Origin of the sequence: Arthrobacter sp. NPDC058288 (assembly GCF_042880995.1) — a bacterium.
GTDB lineage: Bacteria > Actinomycetota > Actinomycetes > Actinomycetales > Micrococcaceae > Arthrobacter.
Genome location: NZ_JBHVYH010000001.1, coordinates 1,704,379 through 1,721,195 on the forward strand (window position 1 = coordinate 1,704,379; position 16,817 = coordinate 1,721,195).

14 protein-coding genes are annotated in these 16,817 nt (G+C 64.6%); 8 read left to right on the forward strand and 6 right to left on the reverse strand.

Annotated elements, in window-relative coordinates:
- Positions 1 to 50: 50 nt before the first annotated feature.
- The 4 genes from ACFVWT_RS08135 to ACFVWT_RS08150 form a co-directional block, all read right to left on the reverse strand.
- Entirely contained in the window at positions 51 to 920 is an 870-nt protein-coding gene (locus ACFVWT_RS08135; RefSeq protein WP_390246814.1) for a class II glutamine amidotransferase, read from the reverse strand.
- A gap of 151 nt (positions 921 to 1,071) precedes the next feature.
- Positions 1,072 to 1,485, reverse strand: a complete 414-nt coding sequence (locus ACFVWT_RS08140; protein WP_390246816.1) for a hypothetical protein — start codon at positions 1,483 to 1,485, stop codon at positions 1,072 to 1,074.
- 151 nt (positions 1,486 to 1,636) lie between these two features.
- The gene (gene ppsA / locus ACFVWT_RS08145; RefSeq protein ID WP_390246818.1) at positions 1,637 to 4,054 is read right to left on the reverse strand and encodes a phosphoenolpyruvate synthase; all 2,418 of its coding nucleotides are present in this window, start codon (positions 4,052 to 4,054) and stop codon (positions 1,637 to 1,639) included.
- Between the two features lie 152 nt (positions 4,055 to 4,206).
- Entirely contained in the window at positions 4,207 to 5,025 is an 819-nt protein-coding gene (locus ACFVWT_RS08150) for a pyruvate, water dikinase regulatory protein (RefSeq protein WP_390246819.1), read from the reverse strand.
- 249 nt (positions 5,026 to 5,274) lie between these two features.
- Between ACFVWT_RS08150 and ACFVWT_RS08155 the strand changes: the two genes are divergently transcribed.
- The 3 genes from ACFVWT_RS08155 (at position 5,275) to ACFVWT_RS08165 (ending at position 8,463) form a co-directional block, all read left to right on the forward strand.
- Entirely contained in the window at positions 5,275 to 6,738 is a 1,464-nt protein-coding gene (locus ACFVWT_RS08155) for a sugar porter family MFS transporter (protein WP_390246821.1), read from the forward strand.
- Positions 6,739 to 6,844: 106 nt separating this feature from the next.
- Entirely contained in the window at positions 6,845 to 7,867 is a 1,023-nt protein-coding gene (locus ACFVWT_RS08160; RefSeq protein WP_390246823.1) for a LacI family DNA-binding transcriptional regulator, read from the forward strand.
- A 362-nt stretch (positions 7,868 to 8,229) separates the two neighbouring features.
- The gene (locus ACFVWT_RS08165) at positions 8,230 to 8,463 is read left to right on the forward strand and encodes a hypothetical protein (RefSeq protein WP_390246825.1); all 234 of its coding nucleotides are present in this window, start codon (positions 8,230 to 8,232) and stop codon (positions 8,461 to 8,463) included.
- 104 nt (positions 8,464 to 8,567) lie between these two features.
- Here the strand turns inward: ACFVWT_RS08165 and ACFVWT_RS08170 are convergent, their stop codons facing one another.
- The gene (locus tag ACFVWT_RS08170) at positions 8,568 to 9,581 is read right to left on the reverse strand and encodes an isopenicillin N synthase family dioxygenase (protein WP_390246827.1); all 1,014 of its coding nucleotides are present in this window, start codon (positions 9,579 to 9,581) and stop codon (positions 8,568 to 8,570) included.
- A 209-nt stretch (positions 9,582 to 9,790) separates the two neighbouring features.
- Here ACFVWT_RS08170 and ACFVWT_RS08175 point away from each other — a divergent pair, with 209 nt between their 5' ends.
- The 4 genes from ACFVWT_RS08175 to ACFVWT_RS08190 all read left to right on the forward strand — a co-directional run bounded on the left by ACFVWT_RS08175 (position 9,791) and on the right by ACFVWT_RS08190 (position 15,119).
- The gene (locus tag ACFVWT_RS08175; protein WP_390246829.1) at positions 9,791 to 10,576 is read left to right on the forward strand and encodes an isocitrate lyase/phosphoenolpyruvate mutase family protein; all 786 of its coding nucleotides are present in this window, start codon (positions 9,791 to 9,793) and stop codon (positions 10,574 to 10,576) included.
- 84 nt (positions 10,577 to 10,660) lie between these two features.
- Positions 10,661 to 11,203, forward strand: coding sequence for a PadR family transcriptional regulator (locus ACFVWT_RS08180; RefSeq protein WP_390246831.1), 543 nt, complete (start codon positions 10,661 to 10,663; stop codon positions 11,201 to 11,203).
- A gap of 4 nt (positions 11,204 to 11,207) precedes the next feature.
- Positions 11,208 to 12,920, forward strand: coding sequence for an ABC1 kinase family protein (locus tag ACFVWT_RS08185; RefSeq protein ID WP_390246833.1), 1,713 nt, complete (start codon positions 11,208 to 11,210; stop codon positions 12,918 to 12,920).
- A 219-nt stretch (positions 12,921 to 13,139) separates the two neighbouring features.
- Positions 13,140 to 15,119, forward strand: a complete 1,980-nt coding sequence (locus tag ACFVWT_RS08190) for an amino acid transporter (RefSeq protein ID WP_390246835.1) — start codon at positions 13,140 to 13,142, stop codon at positions 15,117 to 15,119.
- 234 nt (positions 15,120 to 15,353) lie between these two features.
- Here ACFVWT_RS08190 and ACFVWT_RS08195 read toward each other — a convergent pair whose 3' ends face one another.
- Positions 15,354 to 15,590, reverse strand: a complete 237-nt coding sequence (locus ACFVWT_RS08195; protein ID WP_390246836.1) for a hypothetical protein — start codon at positions 15,588 to 15,590, stop codon at positions 15,354 to 15,356.
- A 663-nt stretch (positions 15,591 to 16,253) separates the two neighbouring features.
- On the opposite strand from ACFVWT_RS08195, the gene ACFVWT_RS08200 reads away from it, so the two are divergent.
- Entirely contained in the window at positions 16,254 to 16,625 is a 372-nt protein-coding gene (locus tag ACFVWT_RS08200; RefSeq protein ID WP_390246838.1) for a DUF2809 domain-containing protein, read from the forward strand.
- The last annotated feature ends 192 nt before the right edge of the window (positions 16,626 to 16,817 follow it).

Below are 16,817 nucleotides of genomic sequence, written 5' to 3' on the forward strand. Positions count from 1 at the left end.
GGGTAACGCTTGGGTCGGGGTCAGAACCCGGGCCAGGTCAGCAGAACTGGTCAAGGCTTCTGCGATGCGGCTTCGTTCGGTTCAAGATCGGCGAGAGCGAGCGGATGGGCAGGGGCGTCCGGGAAGGGAAAAGTGGCGGTCACCGTCAAGAACGGATCGACGTGCACCAGTTCACCGGGTGCCATGGGTCGCCAGGCCGGGTTATGGTCCATTGGTTCAGTGCCGAAAAGGACATGCGGATTGTAGGCGAGTTCCGTGCTGCGGGAGTGGATCCGGTGGCTCCGGGCGTCGAGGGGCGCGGCCGGAGCCGGGGCAACGGCGGGATCCCTTTCCAGAATGTATAACTCGTGGGCTGCCGGGTATCTGAGTGCCCACAGGTCCGTAGCCGTGGTCATGATGAGGTTCAGGCTGAAGACGGGCAGCTCCTTGGCGACCCATGCGATCGCCCTGACAATACCGTCGCCGACGTCGCCGCCGGTCAGGCGGCTCTCAGCGGTGATAAGCGCGAAAAGGCGTTCGCTGTCGGTCTGCCCCTGCACGAGGACCGCAACGCCAAGATCGGCCAAATGGTGGTCGAGCCGTTCGAGATCACCGAAGGCACCGTTGTGGGCAAACAGCCGCCCGTCCTGCTCGAACGGGTGAGTGTTGACCAAAGTATGGGCGCCGATACTGGCGTACCGAACGTGGGCCAGGAACGTCGTGCTCTTCACGTCCCGTGCCTCACGAGCGAAAGCGTGGTCCTGCCAGGCGGCAAGGGGCTGCTTGGCTATGCGAGCCTTCCCGTCCGCGTCGAAGGTCCCTATGCCGGCTCCGTCAGGCTCCCTCCGGCTCTGGTCCGCGAGGCTGTCCGGAGCGTCCAGGAGCCAGAACGTCGCCCGGACCGGTAGAGAACCGGCGTGGAGCCCAAATAATCGGCACATGGCAAGTGCTTTCTTCTGGGTGCCGTCTAACTGTGGAACCAGATACGCAGTCGGGGGCTGGGATGCAGCCTCCGGAATCGTGAAGCAGGGAAGAGGGTTGACTCCCGCGGTCGGGGACGCCGACCTCGCTTTCCTGTGCCCTGGAGTTCGGCTAATGAGGTTCCCGCACGTGGGCCCTGATGGCGCCGATCACCGGCGCCGACCCCTGGGTGCGGTACACATCGATGGGTCTGGAGCCCAGCTGCACATTGGGGCTGCACATCCAGATCATGGCCTGGGCTGGCGTGAAAGCACCATGTAGATGCCCGACGAGGGCGTCCAGGTCCGCAAGCTGAAGCCGGCCCTCGGCATCCGGCGCATCTTCGCCCGATGCCCACCGATCCAGGAGTCCGACACTCACGCCCAGCAGAGGGGCCGCTGCATCAGGGCCCAGCGAATTCATGAGCCTTTCAGCTATTGCCTTGGGACCATAGCCTGGGGCGTCCCTCAACTCCGCGAGACTGGCGAAAACTGTGGTGGCAGACAATTCCGGTTCTTCGGCGTTGGCTTCCTGCAACTGTTCCATGACGCAATGCTAGGGATTGGCCGCCCCCGTGGAGTAGGGCCACAGGGCCTCCTCCACGCTGGCCACCAGGCAGTCCGGCCCCACTGCGGCGGAAGCGTCCGTCAGTGCCCGCCCGGGTTTCCCGGGCGGGCACTGAGGTCGGCGCGGCGGCTTAGTTCATTTCGGCGCCGACTGCCGTGCCGGCCCCGGCGAGGCCAACTGAGCCGGCGAGCCGGAGCCAGGTGTCCACCACAGTGTCCGGGTTGAGCGAGACGGAATCGATGCCTTCCCCGACCAGCCACTCGGCAAAGTCCGCATGGTCGCTGGGCCCCTGGCCACAGATGCCTACATACTTGCCGCGTGCCTTGCATGCCTTGATGGCCATACGCAGGAGCTTCTTGACGGCGGGGTCGCGTTCATCAAAGCCGCCCGAAACAATCGCCGAATCCCTGTCCAGGCCCAGGGCCAGCTGGGTCATGTCATTGGACCCGATGGAGAATCCGTCGAAGTAGTCCAGGAAGTCGTCGGCGAGCAGCGCGTTGGACGGAATCTCGCACATCATGATCACTTCGAGGCCGTTCTCGCCGCGGCGCAGGCCGTTCTCCGCAAGCAGGTCGATGACGCCGCTGGCCTCGTCCACGGTCCGCACGAAGGGGATCATCAGCTTGACGTTGGTCAGCCCCATCTCATTGCGGACAAAGGACAGAGCCTCGCACTCCAGGTCGAAACAGTCCCGGAAGGACGGCTCCAGGTAGCGTGAAGCACCGCGGAAGCCAATCATCGGGTTCTCTTCATGCGGCTCGTAGGCCGGGCCGCCGATCAGGTTGGCGTACTCGTTGGACTTGAAGTCGGACATGCGCACAATGACCGGCTCCGGCGCGAAGGCCGCCGCGATGGTCGCGACACCTTCGGCAAGGCGCTTGATGTAGTAACCACGCGGGCTGTCGTAGGCGGCAATCCGTTCCCGGATCACCGTGGCCACGTCCGCCGGCTGGTCGTCCATGTTCAGGAGCGCCTTGGGGTGGATGCCGATCTGGCGGTTGATGATGAATTCCAGCCGGGCCAGGCCAACGCCGTGGTTGGGCAGCTGCGCGAAGGTGAACGCCTGCTCGGGCGTGCCGACGTTCATCATGACCTTGACCGGGGCCTCGGGCAGCTGGGTGATTTCGGTGTCCTCGACACTGAAGTCCAGGAGTCCTTCGTAGATGACGCCGGTCTCACCGTCGGCGCAGGACACCGTCACGTCGAGGCCGTCGGACAGGACATCCGTGGCGTTCCCGGTGCCGACGACGGCGGGAATCCCCAATTCGCGGGCAATGATGGCCGCGTGGCAGGTGCGTCCGCCGCGGTTGGTGACGATAGCGGAGGCGCGCTTCATGATCGGTTCCCAGTCCGGGTCGGTCATGTCGGCGACGAGGACGTCGCCGGTCTTGAAGGCGGCCATCTGGTCGATCGCGGTGAGGATCCGGACGCTGCCCGCGCCGATGCGCTGGCCGATTGCGCGGCCCTCGACCAGCACCCGGCCGGTCCCGTTGAGGCGGAAACGGCTTAGGCTGCCGGAGGCGCGGCGGGACTGCACGGTCTCGGGGCGCGCCTGGAGGATGTACAGGCCGCCGTCGATCCCGTCCTTGCCCCATTCGATATCCATCGGGCGGCCGTAGTGGTTCTCGATGGCGACGGCGTGGCGGGCGAGCTGCTCGACGTCGTCGTCCGTGAGGCTGAAGCGGTTCCGCAACGAAGCCTCAACCGGAACGAAGTCAATGGTGTGGCCGACTTCGTGGTTGCTGGTGTACGTCATCTGAAGCGCCTTCTCGCCCAGTCCGCGCTTGAGGATGGCCGGGCGGCCGGCCTGCAGGGCGGGCTTGTAGACGTAGAACTCGTCCGGGTTCACCGCGCCCTGGACGACGGCCTCACCGAGGCCGTAGGAAGACGTGACGAACACCGCGTCCTGGAACCCGGATTCGGTGTCCATGGTGAACATGACACCGGAAGCGCCGACGTCGGAACGCACCATCCGCTGGATCCCTGCGGAGAGCGCCACCTCCGAGTGTTCGAACTTGTGGTGCACGCGGTACGCGATGGCGCGGTCATTGTAGAGGGACGCGAAGACGTCCTTGATGGCGAGCAGGATGTTCTCGATGCCGCGGACGTTCAGGAAGGTTTCCTGCTGTCCGGCGAAGGAGGCATCGGGCAGGTCTTCCGCTGTTGCGCTGGAACGGACAGCCCAGGACAGGTCGTCCGAGCCGCCGTGCTTGTCCACCAGCTGCTGGTAGGAGCTCCTGATCTGCTTCTCGAAGTCGGGAAGGAAAGGCGTCTCACGCATCAGGGTCCGGATTTCCTGGCCCGCCGCGGCGAGTGCCGTCACGTCGTCGGTGTCCAGGCCGACCAGCCGGTCGGCGATCTTCTGGTCCAGGCCGGAGTCAGACAGGAAGGTGCGGTAGGCATCGGCCGTGGTGGCGAAGCCGTCAGGGACCTGGACGCCGGCAGAGGTAAGGTTCTGCACCATCTCACCGAGGGAGGCGTTCTTTCCGCCCACCCGGTCAAGGTCCTTGAGTCCGAGTTCAGAGAACCACAGGATGTCTGTTGTCATAGTTGCTGCTCCTTTGCAGATGGATGGCATGCAGATGTGCCGCCCCGCTCCCGGCGATGACCGGTTGGTGGGCGCAAATCCTGTCCACAGTGACAGGTCTCGGGCGCCGTTTCCACATGATGTGCGCCACACTCAGTTTGTGAAAATTTTCCCTAGTGCTTGAGATTCATCCGCTGCAGGATGGTCGCAGCCATTTCCTCCACTGACACCGTGGCCGAATTCAGGTACGGAATCCGGTGGGATACGTACAGCTGCTCGGCGCTGCGCAGCTCGAAGCCGCACTGCCGCAGTGATGCGTACGGCGAGCCGCGGCGGCGTTCGGTACGGATCTGGCTCAGGCGCAGGGGGTTGGAGGAGAGTCCGAAACATTTCTCAACGAAAGGCCTCAGGGGCTTGGGAAGCCCCTCCCGCTCAAAGTCCTCGTCCACCAGCGGAAAATTGGCGGCGAAAATCCCATGTTGCAGCGCCAGATACATGGTGGTGGGCGTCTTCCCGCAGCGTGACGGTGCCACCAGGATGACCTGCGCCTTTTCGAGCGCACGCAGGCTCTGGCCGTCGTCGTGTTCCATGGCGTACTCGACGGCGGCCATCCGGGACTGGTACCGCTCCGCATTGCCCAGGCCATGGGCCCTGCCAGGTTCGCCGCTGGCCGGTGAGCCGAGCGCCTCCTCCAGCTGTCCGACGTGCGTCCCGATAAGGTCCACAACGATCCCCTGGCACTTGGCCAGTGCCCGGCGGATGTCGCTACTGACGGCGGTGGAAAAGACGATCGGCCGCGGACCGGTGGCGGCCAGGTCGTCGATGGTACGGACCACGGTCCTGGCCTGCTCGACGGTAGTGATGAAGGGGACCGTGATCCGGTCAAAGTTGTTTGCGGGGAACTGCGTCAACAAGGTGTTGCCGAGCGTTTCCGCCGTGATGCCGGTGCTGTCCGAAAGAAAGTAGACAGGCCGTAGATCGTCATTGGTCATGAACGCATTCTCCACCAGGAGCGGTCCGGTATCCCAACGCGGGGACACAGGGGGCCAGGACCAGGGACCGGGCGTACGTGACTGCGGCGGGAATCATCGGCGGACCCGCCACTTTGATCGCATGTCAGAACAAACTGTTGACTCCGGCGTTAGAGCGCTCTAACGTTAGTTGAACGTGATCTGGCGCACTCGCCGGAACCCCCACCAACGGTCCAGTTGTTCGGGCCACTCGATCCGAGGAAGTCAACAATGTCGTTGCACGCAGCACGCTCGACCACACCGCTCAACAAACCTGGCTCCAAACATCGCGGGTATCTTGCCCGCCTTACCGTCATCTCCACTCTCGGTGGACTTTTGTTCGGTTACGACACCGGAGTCATCTCCGGTGCGTTGCTTTACATGCAGGACTCCCTGAGCATGAGCCCCGTCGAAGAAGCCACCGTGGTCAGCGCCCTGCTGTTCCCCGGGGCAGCGGTCGGCGCGCTCAGCGGCGGCCGGCTGGCCGACACGCTTGGACGCCGCGGCACCCTCCTCGTTTGCGCGCTGCTGTTCCTGGTGGGCGCCCTGGGCTGTGCGATTGCCCCGACGGTCGGCTTCATGGTGGTGTCCCGCGTCATCCTGGGCCTCGGCGTTGGCGCCGCGGCTGTCACCTGCCCGCTCTATCTTGCAGAAATGGCACCGGCACACCTGCGCGGCCGCATGGTCACCATCAATGAACTCATGATCGTGACCGGCCAGATGCTCGCCTTCGCCATCAACGCCCTCCTCGACGCTCTCATCCACGACCCCGAGGTTTGGCGCCTCATGCTGGGCGTGGCATCGATCCCGGCCATCGCCCTGCTCATCGGCATGCTCATTCTCCCGGAATCGCCCCGCTGGTTTGCGATCCGGGAGCGCTTTGCAGAGAGCCGCCGCATCCTCGACCTCAGCCGCAGCGCGGAAGAAGCGGATTTCGAATACAAGGAAATCGTCGATTCGGCCAACACGGCAAAGAACGAGCGGTCCCACGCGTGGCGTGACCTGAAGGACAATCCCTGGATGCGCAAGCTCCTGTGGATCGGCATCGGCCTGGCAGTAGTGCAGCAGGCAACCGGCATCAACACGGTGAACTACTACGCTCCCACGATCCTGGAACGCAGCGGACTCGGCGTCAGTGCATCTCTGATAGCCACCGTTGCGGTGGGCGTGACATCGGTTCTGATGACCATCCTGGGCATTTACCTGCTCGGGTTCATCGGACGACGCCGCATGCTGGTCATCGGATTCTCCGGCGTCGTCGCCTCCCAGGCGATCCTCGCCGTCGTCTTTATGCTGCCGCAGTCGGATGTGGTCAGTTACACCATCCTGGCCGCCATGATGCTTTTCGTCGCTTTCGTGCAGTGTTTCATCGGCACCTGCGTCTGGCTTCTCCTTTCGGAGATCTTCCCGATGGCCATCCGCGGGTTCGCCATGGGCATCGCCGTCTTTGCCCTCTGGACTGTCAATGCCGGCATCTCCTTCCTATTCCCGATCCTCGTTGTGGCACTCGGCTCGACGGGAACGTTCGCGCTCTTCGTCCTGGTAAACGTCATGTCCCTGGTCTTCGTGTCCAAGTTCGTGCCCGAGACCATGGGCCAGTCGCTGGAGGAACTGGAGGTGCACTTCCGCACCGGCAGCCTGCCCGTCATCGCGCCCCCGACGGCGGCGCCGGGTGCGAAGGCCACGGCCAGCTAGCATCTCCCCCGCCAGGCAACCATGACGATCGCGGCCGGGGCGGCAGGGTGCCGCACCGGCCGCGATACGCTTGCCTTCGGAAAGCGGCCGATCCTCCGGGAGTGAAGTGAAGCACCAGGAAGTACCCAAACGCGCCACGATCTACGACGTCGCGCGGGTGGCCGGCGTCTCCCGCGCCCTGGTCTCGCTGGTGCTGCGGGACTCCCCCAAAGTCAGCGCAGAAAAGCGACAGGCTGTCGCCGAGGCCATCGCAGAACTCGACTACCGCCCCAGCAATGCTGCCCGCTGGCTGGCCAGCGGGCGCACCCGGATTGTCGGGGTGCTGCTGGACGATCTGGCGAATCCCTGGTTCGTGGAACTGCTCGACGGGCTGCAGAGCGTACTGGGTGAGCAAAACCTGCGAATGGTCCTCAGCGACCCCACCTACCTCGCCCGGCCCGGGGAGAGCCCGGTGTCTGCCTTCATGGAACTCCGAGTGGACGGGCTCATCATCGCCGGAGACGTGAAGACCGACGACGACCTGGTGCGCGCCACCGCGCATACCCCGACTGTTGTTGTCGGGGCCCGCGCATTCGAGCTTCCCACCGCGGACCTCGTCACCAACGACGACGTCGCCGGGGCGCGTATCGCCGTCGAACACCTGATCAGCCTCGGCCACAAGGACATCGCCTACCTCACTGCGCCCACCGGCTCAGCCGCCTTGCGGGCTAAGTCTTATCAGGTCACGATGACCCGCCATGGTCTCCAAGAGCACATCCGCATGGTTCAAACGGACCTGAGTGAACGTTCCGGCTTCGAGGCAATGAACAACCTCATCCTCAGCGGACAGCTTCCCACAGCAGTCCTCGCCGGCAACGACGTCCTCGCCGTCGGGGCGCTCTCGGCTGCCGACGACCACGGCATGAAAGTTCCCGCGCAGCTTTCCCTTGTCGGGTACGACAACACCTATCTGGCCGGAATCCGGCACCTGTCCCTCACCAGCGTGGACCCCGTAAGCCGCGACGTCGGCATCCACGCCGCCCGGCTGCTCCTCGAGCGCATCGCCGACCCCTCCCTGCCGCAACGCACCGAAGTGCTTACCCCTCGCCTGGTGGTTCGCAACAGCACGGCACCCGCCCCTGCGACCTGACGCGCAGGGGCAGGCCAAACCAGAGACCAAGGATGAAGATCGAATAGAGCGAGTAAGCCCCGGGAATGAGGCCTTCGCTCACAACCCGGTCGTAGATCGCCGGCCGCCAAGACCTATCGCTGCCGCCGTGAACGTCAGCAGTCCGATCACAGCCCATAGCCCCCGGGATGACTTGCGGCTCCACGGGTTCCGGAAAGCACTGCCGCGATTCCCTGTTAGCGCTTGTGCGGCCTGAAAACAAGGTCTGTTCGGGCCGTTCACAGGGTCCTACAATCGGGGTGGACGCAACCGGTCAAGGCACCCCGGGGCTCGCCCGCGGGGGAAGTATGTGTGTTCCAGCGGTGCCGGCAAGGATGCGGACAATGACAGACATTCAAGGGCTCCTCAGCTCCCTTCGGCCCGAAGTCCTGGCTGCGCTCCGGGAGCGCGGCCCGAACCAACTCCTGGACCCGGACATGCTTGATGCCATTGACCGCGCCGCCGGCGGACCCGGCGAAGGTCGGGGCTATTACGTCGTCCGCGGCAGCCTGGTACCGCTGGAACAACGCCAGTATTACCTCCGCGACGACGTCGTAGCGGCGGTATTTGCCCCCTAGTCCCTGGAAGGCGCCGCCGGACCGGACGCCTGACCCCATCCGCAGAAACCCTCACCATAGCTCTGGAGGAAATAGGCGACACCTCCGGACGAGCGTGGACGCCGTCAGCCCGTCATCAGGTCCGCGTGATGCTCCGCGACGACGTTCGGATGGGCCCGAAGCCGGTATCGAAGGGCATTCTCCCCGTAGGTTTCCAGAATCGGGCTGTTCGTAGGGTCAACCGACAGGCCGCGCGCCTTGCTCCTGAACTCAGGGCTCACCGCGAGCTGCGGCATCCTGGCATCCAGGGCCGGATTGTAGAAGAACGGAAGGGAGACCCTGTCGGTGCCGCGAGGCGGCGAGACCACGCGGTGCAGGGTCGCCTTCAGGTAGCCGTTCGTGGCCAGCTCAAGCATCTCGCCGATATTGACCACAAAAGTTCCAGGCACCTGAGGTGCGTCAATCCACGTCCCCTCGTATTCGACTTGGAGGCCACCCTTCCCGGGCTCCACCAGGAGGAGCGTCAGCACACCGCCGTCGCGGTGGGAGCCCACCCCCTGCATCGGTTCCTCGTGGGATGACCCCGGATACCGCACAACCTTAAGTACGGGGAAGGCCCGTGCAGCGAAGGCCTCATCAAAGGTGTCTTCGGGCGCCCCGAGGGACAACGCCAGGGCCCGCAGGAGAGTCAATGAAATGCTGCTCAGCCGCTCCATCCACTCGGCGGCAATCCCCCGCATTTCGGGCAGCGCATCCGGCCACTGGTTGGGCCCCTCGAGGCGCCAATAGTCGGCGACACCCGGACCCGGCTCCACTGCTTTCCGCTCCACGCCGATGTCGATCTGCTCGCGCCAGTCGACTGCACCGTCCGTGAGTTCCCCGCCGACACGGGTGTAGCCACGGAACTGCGGGCTGTGGACATTCTCGATCGCGAGCTTCTGCTCTTCGGACAACTCGAAGAAGCGGCGGGACACATCCAGCATTGCATCCATGAGCTCTTGCGGAATGCCATGGCCGGCCAGGTACAGGAAACCGACCTCATGCATGGCGTTGCGCAGTTCGTCCCGAAACCGGGACGCCTCCTCCGCACCCGCGGTCAATCGGGAGAAGTCGAGAACGGGCAGTGTTTCGAGTGGCAACGTCTCCAGTCCTTTTCGGTGAACTTGGCAAGCCGGCGCATGTATCTTCTTCCATGTTACCGCCGGAGGTTCTCGCGGACTTGAGGAAGAGCCGACTGGCCGCTTTAGCGGCTACCGGCCTCCGTGTAACGTCGATCCCTTGCGGCGCCCGGTCGCGTTTGTAGACTGAATGGGGATTCACCTATTCGGCAGCAGGGGATGGGAATGAAATGGCCACTTTTCGGGAACTCCATCACACTGCGGCGCCGCTGCTGCTGCCCAACGCGTGGGACGTCGGATCCGCCTTGGCGTTCGCGGCAGCGGGGTTCCCGGCCGTTGGCACCACGAGCTTTGGCATTGCGGCAAGTGCCGGCCTGCCGGACGGAGGCCGATCCAGCAAGGCTGTGACCACCACACTCGTGGAACAGCTGTGCCGCCTGCCCGTCCATGTCACGGCGGATATCGAAGACGGCTACTCCGATGATCCCGCCGAGGTTGCTGAATTTGTGGCCCGACTGGCTTCCCATGGTGTGGCCGGGGTCAACCTGGAGGACAGCACGGCCGGGCACCTGGTCGATCCGGCAGCCTTTGCCGACAAGGTTGCCGCAGTCAAGGGACGCAGCCCGGCCACATTCGTCAACGCACGGGTGGACAACATATGGTTCGGCGAACAGCCCACTGTGGATGCCGTCCTGCTCCGCGCCTCTGCCTACGCCGACGCCGGGGCGGACGGAATCTTTGTCCCCGGACTTGTGGTTCCGGAGGACATCCGCCACGTTACCGCCGGCATTGGACTGCCGGTCAACGTGCTGGCACATCCCTCGCTTACTATTACGGAGCTGGGTGACTTGGGCGTCCGGCGGGTGAGTTCCGGTTCCCTGCCGTACCGCGCAGCAATTGACGCGGCCGTGAACGTCGTCAGCGCCCTGCGGGACGGCAAGCAGGCGCCGGCCGCCACTCCGTACTGGGAGATGCAGTCGCGTCTTGTGTCATTTAGCCGGCGCCTCGGGGGCTGACCCTCGATAGCGGACCAACCAAGCGTTCAGCGTATATCGGAATGTATCGTTGAGTATCGTTCGCGATTCATTAAGGAGAGCAACATGCGTAATGCACACCCGGCTGGCGGATTTGGCGGTCCCAACATCGACAGCATGTGGCAGGCCGTTGAAGAGCTGCGTTCAAGGTTTGAGAAGCGCTCCGGCACCCGCGCGGGGCGGGGCGACGTGAGGTCGGCGGTGCTGGCCCTGCTGGCGGAGCGGCCGATGCACGGCTATCAGATCATCCGTGAAATCGAGGAGCGCAGCAGCGGCAGCTGGAAGCCGAGCGCCGGCTCGGTCTACCCCACGCTGCAACTGCTGGCCGATGAGGGCTTGATCCGCGCCGAGGAGTCCAATGGCCGCAAGATCTACTCGCTCACCGAAGCAGGCCGGGAGGAAATGGCGGGCGCGCATGCGTCAGCGCCGTGGGAGTTAGGAGGCCAGGCTTCCGGCACCGGCTTCGCGGCACTGCCCAAGGCTGGCCTTGAGCTAGCGCAGGCCGCGTCCCAGGTGGGTCGCACCGGCTCGCCGGAGCAGGTGCAACAGGCCGTGGCGGTGCTTGACGAGGCACGTCGCCGGCTGTATTCGATCCTCGCCCAGGACTGACGGGGTGACGTCGGTCCGTCGGGACCGGGCAGATCCGGTAGCCAGCGCCGGGAACACCCGCGCCCGATACCGCCGCATCCTTCGCTTCGCCGCGTGGCATCTTACGGTGACCTGGTGGTGTGAGCTGTTCCTCCCCCGCGTCGGGCTAGGCAAGATTGCCGAGCGCACACGGACGAGGAGGATGCGGCGCTTCGCGCAGCGCTTCCGTGTGCTGGCCGTGGATTTGGGCGGCCTGATGATCAAGGTGGGTCAGTTCCTGTCGTCCAGACTCGACGTGCTTCCGCCGGAGATCACCAAGGAACTCGAGGGACTCCAGGACGAGGTGCCCCCCGTCCCGTTTCCCGCCATCCGAGCACTTGCCGAGGCGGAGCTGGGCGCGCCGCTGGACAAGGTTTTCGCCTCAGTCGAAGAGGTGCCAATCGCCGCCGCATCCCTCGGGCAGGCGCACCGTGCGCACCTCCTTCCCGCCAATGCCGCCGACGCCGGTCTCCACAGCGTGGTCTTGAAGGTGCAGCGCCCCGGCATCGAAGCGATTGTCGACGTCGACCTGGCGGCACTGCGCAAAGTGGGCGGCTGGCTCAGCCGTGTGCGCCTGGTGTCCGATCGTGCGGACATGCCCGCGCTGGTAGAGGAGTTTGCGCAAATTAGTCTTGAGGAGATCGACTACCTGCATGAAGCAGCGAATGCAGAACGCTTCGCGGCTGATTTCGCCGACGACGACCGGGTTGGTGTGCCCGATGTCGCATGGGAGTGGAGCACCCGCCGCGTGCTCGTCCTCGAAAATGTCGCGGCGATCAAAATCACTGATTCGGAGGAACTTCTTGCGGCGGGTATCGATCCGGCGCAGGTTGCCACGGTTTTCGCCTCGGTCATGTTCGACCAGTTGTTCAGCAGCGGCTTTTTCCATGCCGATCCGCACCCCGGGAACATCTTCGTCACACCGGCTTCCAATGCATCCGCAGGACGCCCCTGGAAGCTGACGTTCATCGACTTCGGCATGATGGGCGAGGTTCCTCCCAGTACCCGCAGCGGCCTGCGGAAGCTTCTGATCGCGGCCGCCTCGCGTGACGGCAAGGGCCTGGTGGCCGCGATCCGCGATGTGGGTGTGCTGATGCCGTCGGCGGATACGGCCGAGCTTGAGCGGGCGATGACGCATCTCTTCGCCCGGTTCGGCGGGATGGGCTTCGCTGAGCTTCGCGAAGTGGACCCGCGGGAGTTCATCGATTTTGCGGTGGAATTCGGCGACCTGGTGCGCTCGCTTCCCTTCCAGTTGCCGGAGAACTTCCTGCTCATCATCCGGGCGATGTCGCTCACCTCGGGGGTGTGCAGCTCGCTGGATGCCAGGTTCAATCTGTGGGACGCGGTGGAACCCTATGCGGCGCAATTGCTGCGCGACGAGCGCGGAAACATCGTGCAGGACGTGGCTCGGCAGGCGCTCGAGGCCGCCGGCGTCGCACTGGGTCTGCCGAAACGACTGGACACGCTTCTCACTCGAATCGAGGACGGCTCACTATCCGTTGCTAATCCGCGTCTCGAACGGCAGGTGGCACGGCTGGACCGGACGGCGCAGCGAACCGCCTCGGCCCTGGTTTTCGGCGCCCTGCTCATCGCAGGTTCCGTGGCCCGGGCGGACGACACGCTGCTTGGCAACCTGCTGATGATCGGCTCGCTAGCGCCGCTGCTGCACGGGCTTTGGGCAGGACGCCGCGGCCTCTAAGGGAGGCGGTGACGTGCTGTGTACGTGATAACCATGCCTCGTCATGCCAACGCGGCAATCGCCGGGGCAGCGGCCACTACCCGGGCGGAACGGCCGGCGTTAAGAACGCGTAAAGAAAATGCCGAAACACGCATTTGTGGTCCGTCCGGGGACTAGGTTGAATCGCCGAGGTGTCGGACATTTTGGACGTGCTGCGCCCCGGCAACAGAGGAGACGCACATGAGCGACACGGGCCACCAGACCATTCCCGCTGAAGTCAGGCGGCCGGGGCCGGAGCCCGATACGGGAAGCTCTCTGGTGCGGTGGCTGCTCAAACACCAGGTCCAGCCCGTGATCGGCCCGGAAAGCGCCGAGGACCACACCACGCCGCAGGCGTGGTGGAAGGTCATGTGCCTGACGGGCGTCGATTACTTCTCCACGCTGTCCTACCTGCCGGCCATCGCGGCCCTTGCCGCCGGAGCCCTGTCCCCGCTGGCCACCCTGTTGATCGTTGCCCTCACGCTCCTCGGAATGCTGCCGATGTACCGCAGGGTCGCCCGCGAAAGTCCCCACGGACAAGGTTCCGTGGCAATGCTGGAAAGCCTCCTGCCGTTCTGGCGGGGGAAGATATTCGTCCTGATCCTCCTGGGGTTCGTGGCAACGTCCTGGATCATCACCATCACACTTTCGTCGGCGGACGCCACCGTACACATGCTGGAAAACCCCTACCTCCCCGAATTCCTCGACGGACAGGCCGTACTCATCACCGTGGTCCTGCTGCTGATACTGGGCGGCGTGTTCCTCCTCGGGTTCAGCGAGGCCGTGGTGCTTGCCATGCCCCTCGTGGCGGTATTCCTGCTCCTCAATGCCGTGGTCATCATCACCGGCGTGGCCACGGTCGTCAGCGATCCCGCCCCATTGTCCGCCTGGACCGGAGACCTAACAGCACGCGGCGGCATGACGGACATTCTGGGCCCTGCCGTCATAGCCTTCCCGCTGCTGGTCCTTGGCCTGTCCGGATTCGAAACCGGCGTCAGCATGATGCCGCTGGTTGCCGCCGAGGGCCGGACGGCCGAGGAACGCCTCACCTCCCGGGTGCGGAACACCCGCAAACTGCTCACTGCGGCCGCAGCCATCATGAGCGTCTACCTTCTGGGCAGCAGCTTCGTCACCACGGTCCTGATCCCGGCCAAGGAATTCGAACCCGGAGGCGAAGCCAGCGGACGGGCATTGGCCTACCTGGCACACCATCTACTGGGGAACGGCTTCGGCACGGTCTACGACGTCAGCAGCATCCTGATCCTGTGGTTCGCCGGCGCCTCCGCCATGGCCGGCCTGATTAACATCGTCCCCCGCTACCTCCCCGCGTATGGAATGGCCCCGGAATGGGGACGCGCGGTCCGTCCCGTGGTCCTCGTCTACACAGGTGTAAGCATCCTCATCACCATTGGCTTCAACGCCGACGTCAACGCCCAGGCCGGCGCGTACGCCACCGGAATCCTGGCCATGATGGTCTCCGGGTCCATCGCCGTCACAATCTCCGCCTTCAGCCGGGGCAGCCGACGGTCCGGGGCAGGCTTTGCGCTGCTGTCCCTGATCCTGCTGTACGCGCTGGCTGCCAACGTCATTGAGAAACCCGACGGGCTGACCATCTCGGCTTTCTTCATCCTCGGCATCATCGCGATCTCCCTCGTCTCCCGTGTCGCGCGGACCACCGAGCTGCGCGCAGACCTGATCAGGTTTGACGAGAATAGCCGCCGGTTCATCGCCGACTCCCTGGACTACGACGGCGCCCTGAACCTGATCGCCAACCGCCGCCAAAGCGGCGACAGCCGGGAGTATGCCGACAAAGAATACGAGCAACGTGGCCAGAACGCAGTCCCCGGGACGGCTGATGTCATCTTCCTCGAAATCGACATCATCGACCCCTCCAACTTCGGCGGGACGCTGGACGTGCGCGGCGTCGAAGTCGACGGCCACCGCGTCCTGCGGGTCGAAAGCCCGGCAGCGCCCAACGCCATCGCCGCGATCCTGCTCGCTCTTCGGGACACCGCCGGCGTCATCCCCCACGCCTACTTCGAATGGTCCGAAGGCAACCCGCTGGCACACTTGATGCGCTACCTGCTCCTGGGCCGCGGCGACACCCCGCCGGTTGTGCGGGAAATCATCCGCAAGCACGAACCGGACCCTGCCCGGCGCCCGCGGATCCACGTAGGTTAACCAGACGTTCGCGGACAAAATTCGCATCCTGGACCGACTCAGCTAAGGCGTCGGCGTGCACTGATGCCAGCGCCACGACGAAGGAGTTCCGCTCCCGCAGCGCCCAAGTCAGAGGTGAAAGGCTGCAGGCCCCGAGGCTCCCGGCGTCATCCCGGTCATTCCCGAACCGATCACGATGTCAGTGGCACGTTACGCTGTGTCGATGGTTTCACGCGGTTGACTTCGCGCCTGGCATCATTCCGTCGTGATGCGCAGCCCGGCGACCGCCCCGGTCCACGGCCCGTTCACGTTCTGTCGCATCAGCTGGGCGCTGAGGGTTCCGGCCTGCAATTCGACCACTCGGGAGAAGACGCCGGAGCAATCCAAGTCAAGCGGCACAAAGTCATTTAGTCCCGGGCGGCCGAGAATAATCTGCGCCCCGGGGGTACCCACGCAAGCTGCCGTGACGGTATACGTGCCAGCCGTCTTCACTGTGGCTATTTTGCTAAATCCAACGCCGGGTCCATCCGCGGGGCCGGACTGGTCGAGCAGCACGGAACCCGGGGCCCCTGCCAGCCGCTTTTCCAGCTCGACGTAATTACCCGCTTGAACGCTCAGAATTTCAGGACTAGCACTCGGGAGGGAAGGTGCAGGGCGGGCGCTGCGCCCGGCCGCCGTCGGCTGCGGATCTTCTTCATCCTCATAGGCGCAGGAGGCCAGGCCCGCACACAGCATATTTCCCGCTACCAGGGCAGCAACGAAGCGGACAAGTCTTGGTCCCCCCACATCAGACATGCCCTGAGTCTACGACCGCTTCCCGAAGGCATCCGTGAAGGCGAACCCGCAAGGACTTTCCCGCCCCTGACCACCCCCGCGCACGGCAGCGTCACACGCAAAGGCTCCACCACAGGTGCAACTACGCCTCCAGCCCGGCCGCCACGTCCGCCGCCAGATCGACACCGGGGCTGAGGACCCTCATCGCACCAGAGTGCTGAGCTAGGCTAAGTGCGAAGACTCTCATGGGTCCGCGTTAGGGAAAGTAATGAGCAGCTTCGACAGTTGGAGGCTAAGGGCAGTGATCTGTCTTCCAACAGCAGCGGTACCGGAACTGTGAGCCGTACTGTCGAACCGGGGCGTTCCAGAATCAGACGGGCCTTGCTGTGCATCGCCGCGCTAATGTGCACCGTGCTCGGGTTGGGCATTCGCATGCTCAGCGATGCGGAGTGGACCGGCCCTGCCGGTGATGGCCTGTATGCGGTGCTCATCTACATTCTCGTGGCCATCCTGATTCCCTCGAAGCCCAAGGCCCTTGTTGCGGCCGCAGCCTTAGCGGTCTGTATGATGATCGAGTTGTTCCAGCTCACTGGTCTTCCCGCCGACCTCGGACAATCCTGGCCACCCCTTCGGCTCGTCCTCGGAACCACATTCGGGACCGCGGATTTGTTGGCCTACGTCAGCGGTGCTGCCGTCTCCTATGCGGTGGATCGGGCCACGGGCACGATGGTGAACAGCACTCGCCACCACTAACTACCGGTCTTCCTGCTCCGCGGGGCGTAAGACCACCCGACGAAGGTCGTGCCCGCCAGCGAACAGCTGTATCCGGGATCGGGAAGGCGAGCCGTAGTCTCCAATTAGTGCCCGCGTCGTGGTTCTGGACGCACAACCCGGCGTCGATGTGGTCCATCACATCAAAGGCACACGACCCGAGCGGACCCGGTA

Excerpts from the sequence above, each read along its gene's own strand:
- ACFVWT_RS08135 (WP_390246814.1), bottom strand. The coding sequence starts at position 920 with ATGTGCCGATTATTTGGGCTCCACGCCGGTTCTCTACCGGTCCGGGCG.
- ACFVWT_RS08140 (WP_390246816.1), bottom strand. The coding sequence starts at position 1,485 with ATGGAACAGTTGCAGGAAGCCAACGCCGAAGAACCGGAATTGTCTGCC.
- ppsA (WP_390246818.1), bottom strand. The coding sequence starts at position 4,054 with ATGACAACAGACATCCTGTGGTTCTCTGAACTCGGACTCAAGGACCTT.
- ACFVWT_RS08150 (WP_390246819.1), bottom strand. The coding sequence starts at position 5,025 with ATGACCAATGACGATCTACGGCCTGTCTACTTTCTTTCGGACAGCACC.
- ACFVWT_RS08155 (WP_390246821.1), top strand. The coding sequence starts at position 5,275 with ATGTCGTTGCACGCAGCACGCTCGACCACACCGCTCAACAAACCTGGC.
- ACFVWT_RS08165 (WP_390246825.1), top strand. The coding sequence starts at position 8,230 with ATGACAGACATTCAAGGGCTCCTCAGCTCCCTTCGGCCCGAAGTCCTG.
- ACFVWT_RS08175 (WP_390246829.1), top strand. The coding sequence starts at position 9,791 with ATGGCCACTTTTCGGGAACTCCATCACACTGCGGCGCCGCTGCTGCTG.
- ACFVWT_RS08180 (WP_390246831.1), top strand. The coding sequence starts at position 10,661 with ATGCGTAATGCACACCCGGCTGGCGGATTTGGCGGTCCCAACATCGAC.
- ACFVWT_RS08190 (WP_390246835.1), top strand. The coding sequence starts at position 13,140 with ATGAGCGACACGGGCCACCAGACCATTCCCGCTGAAGTCAGGCGGCCG.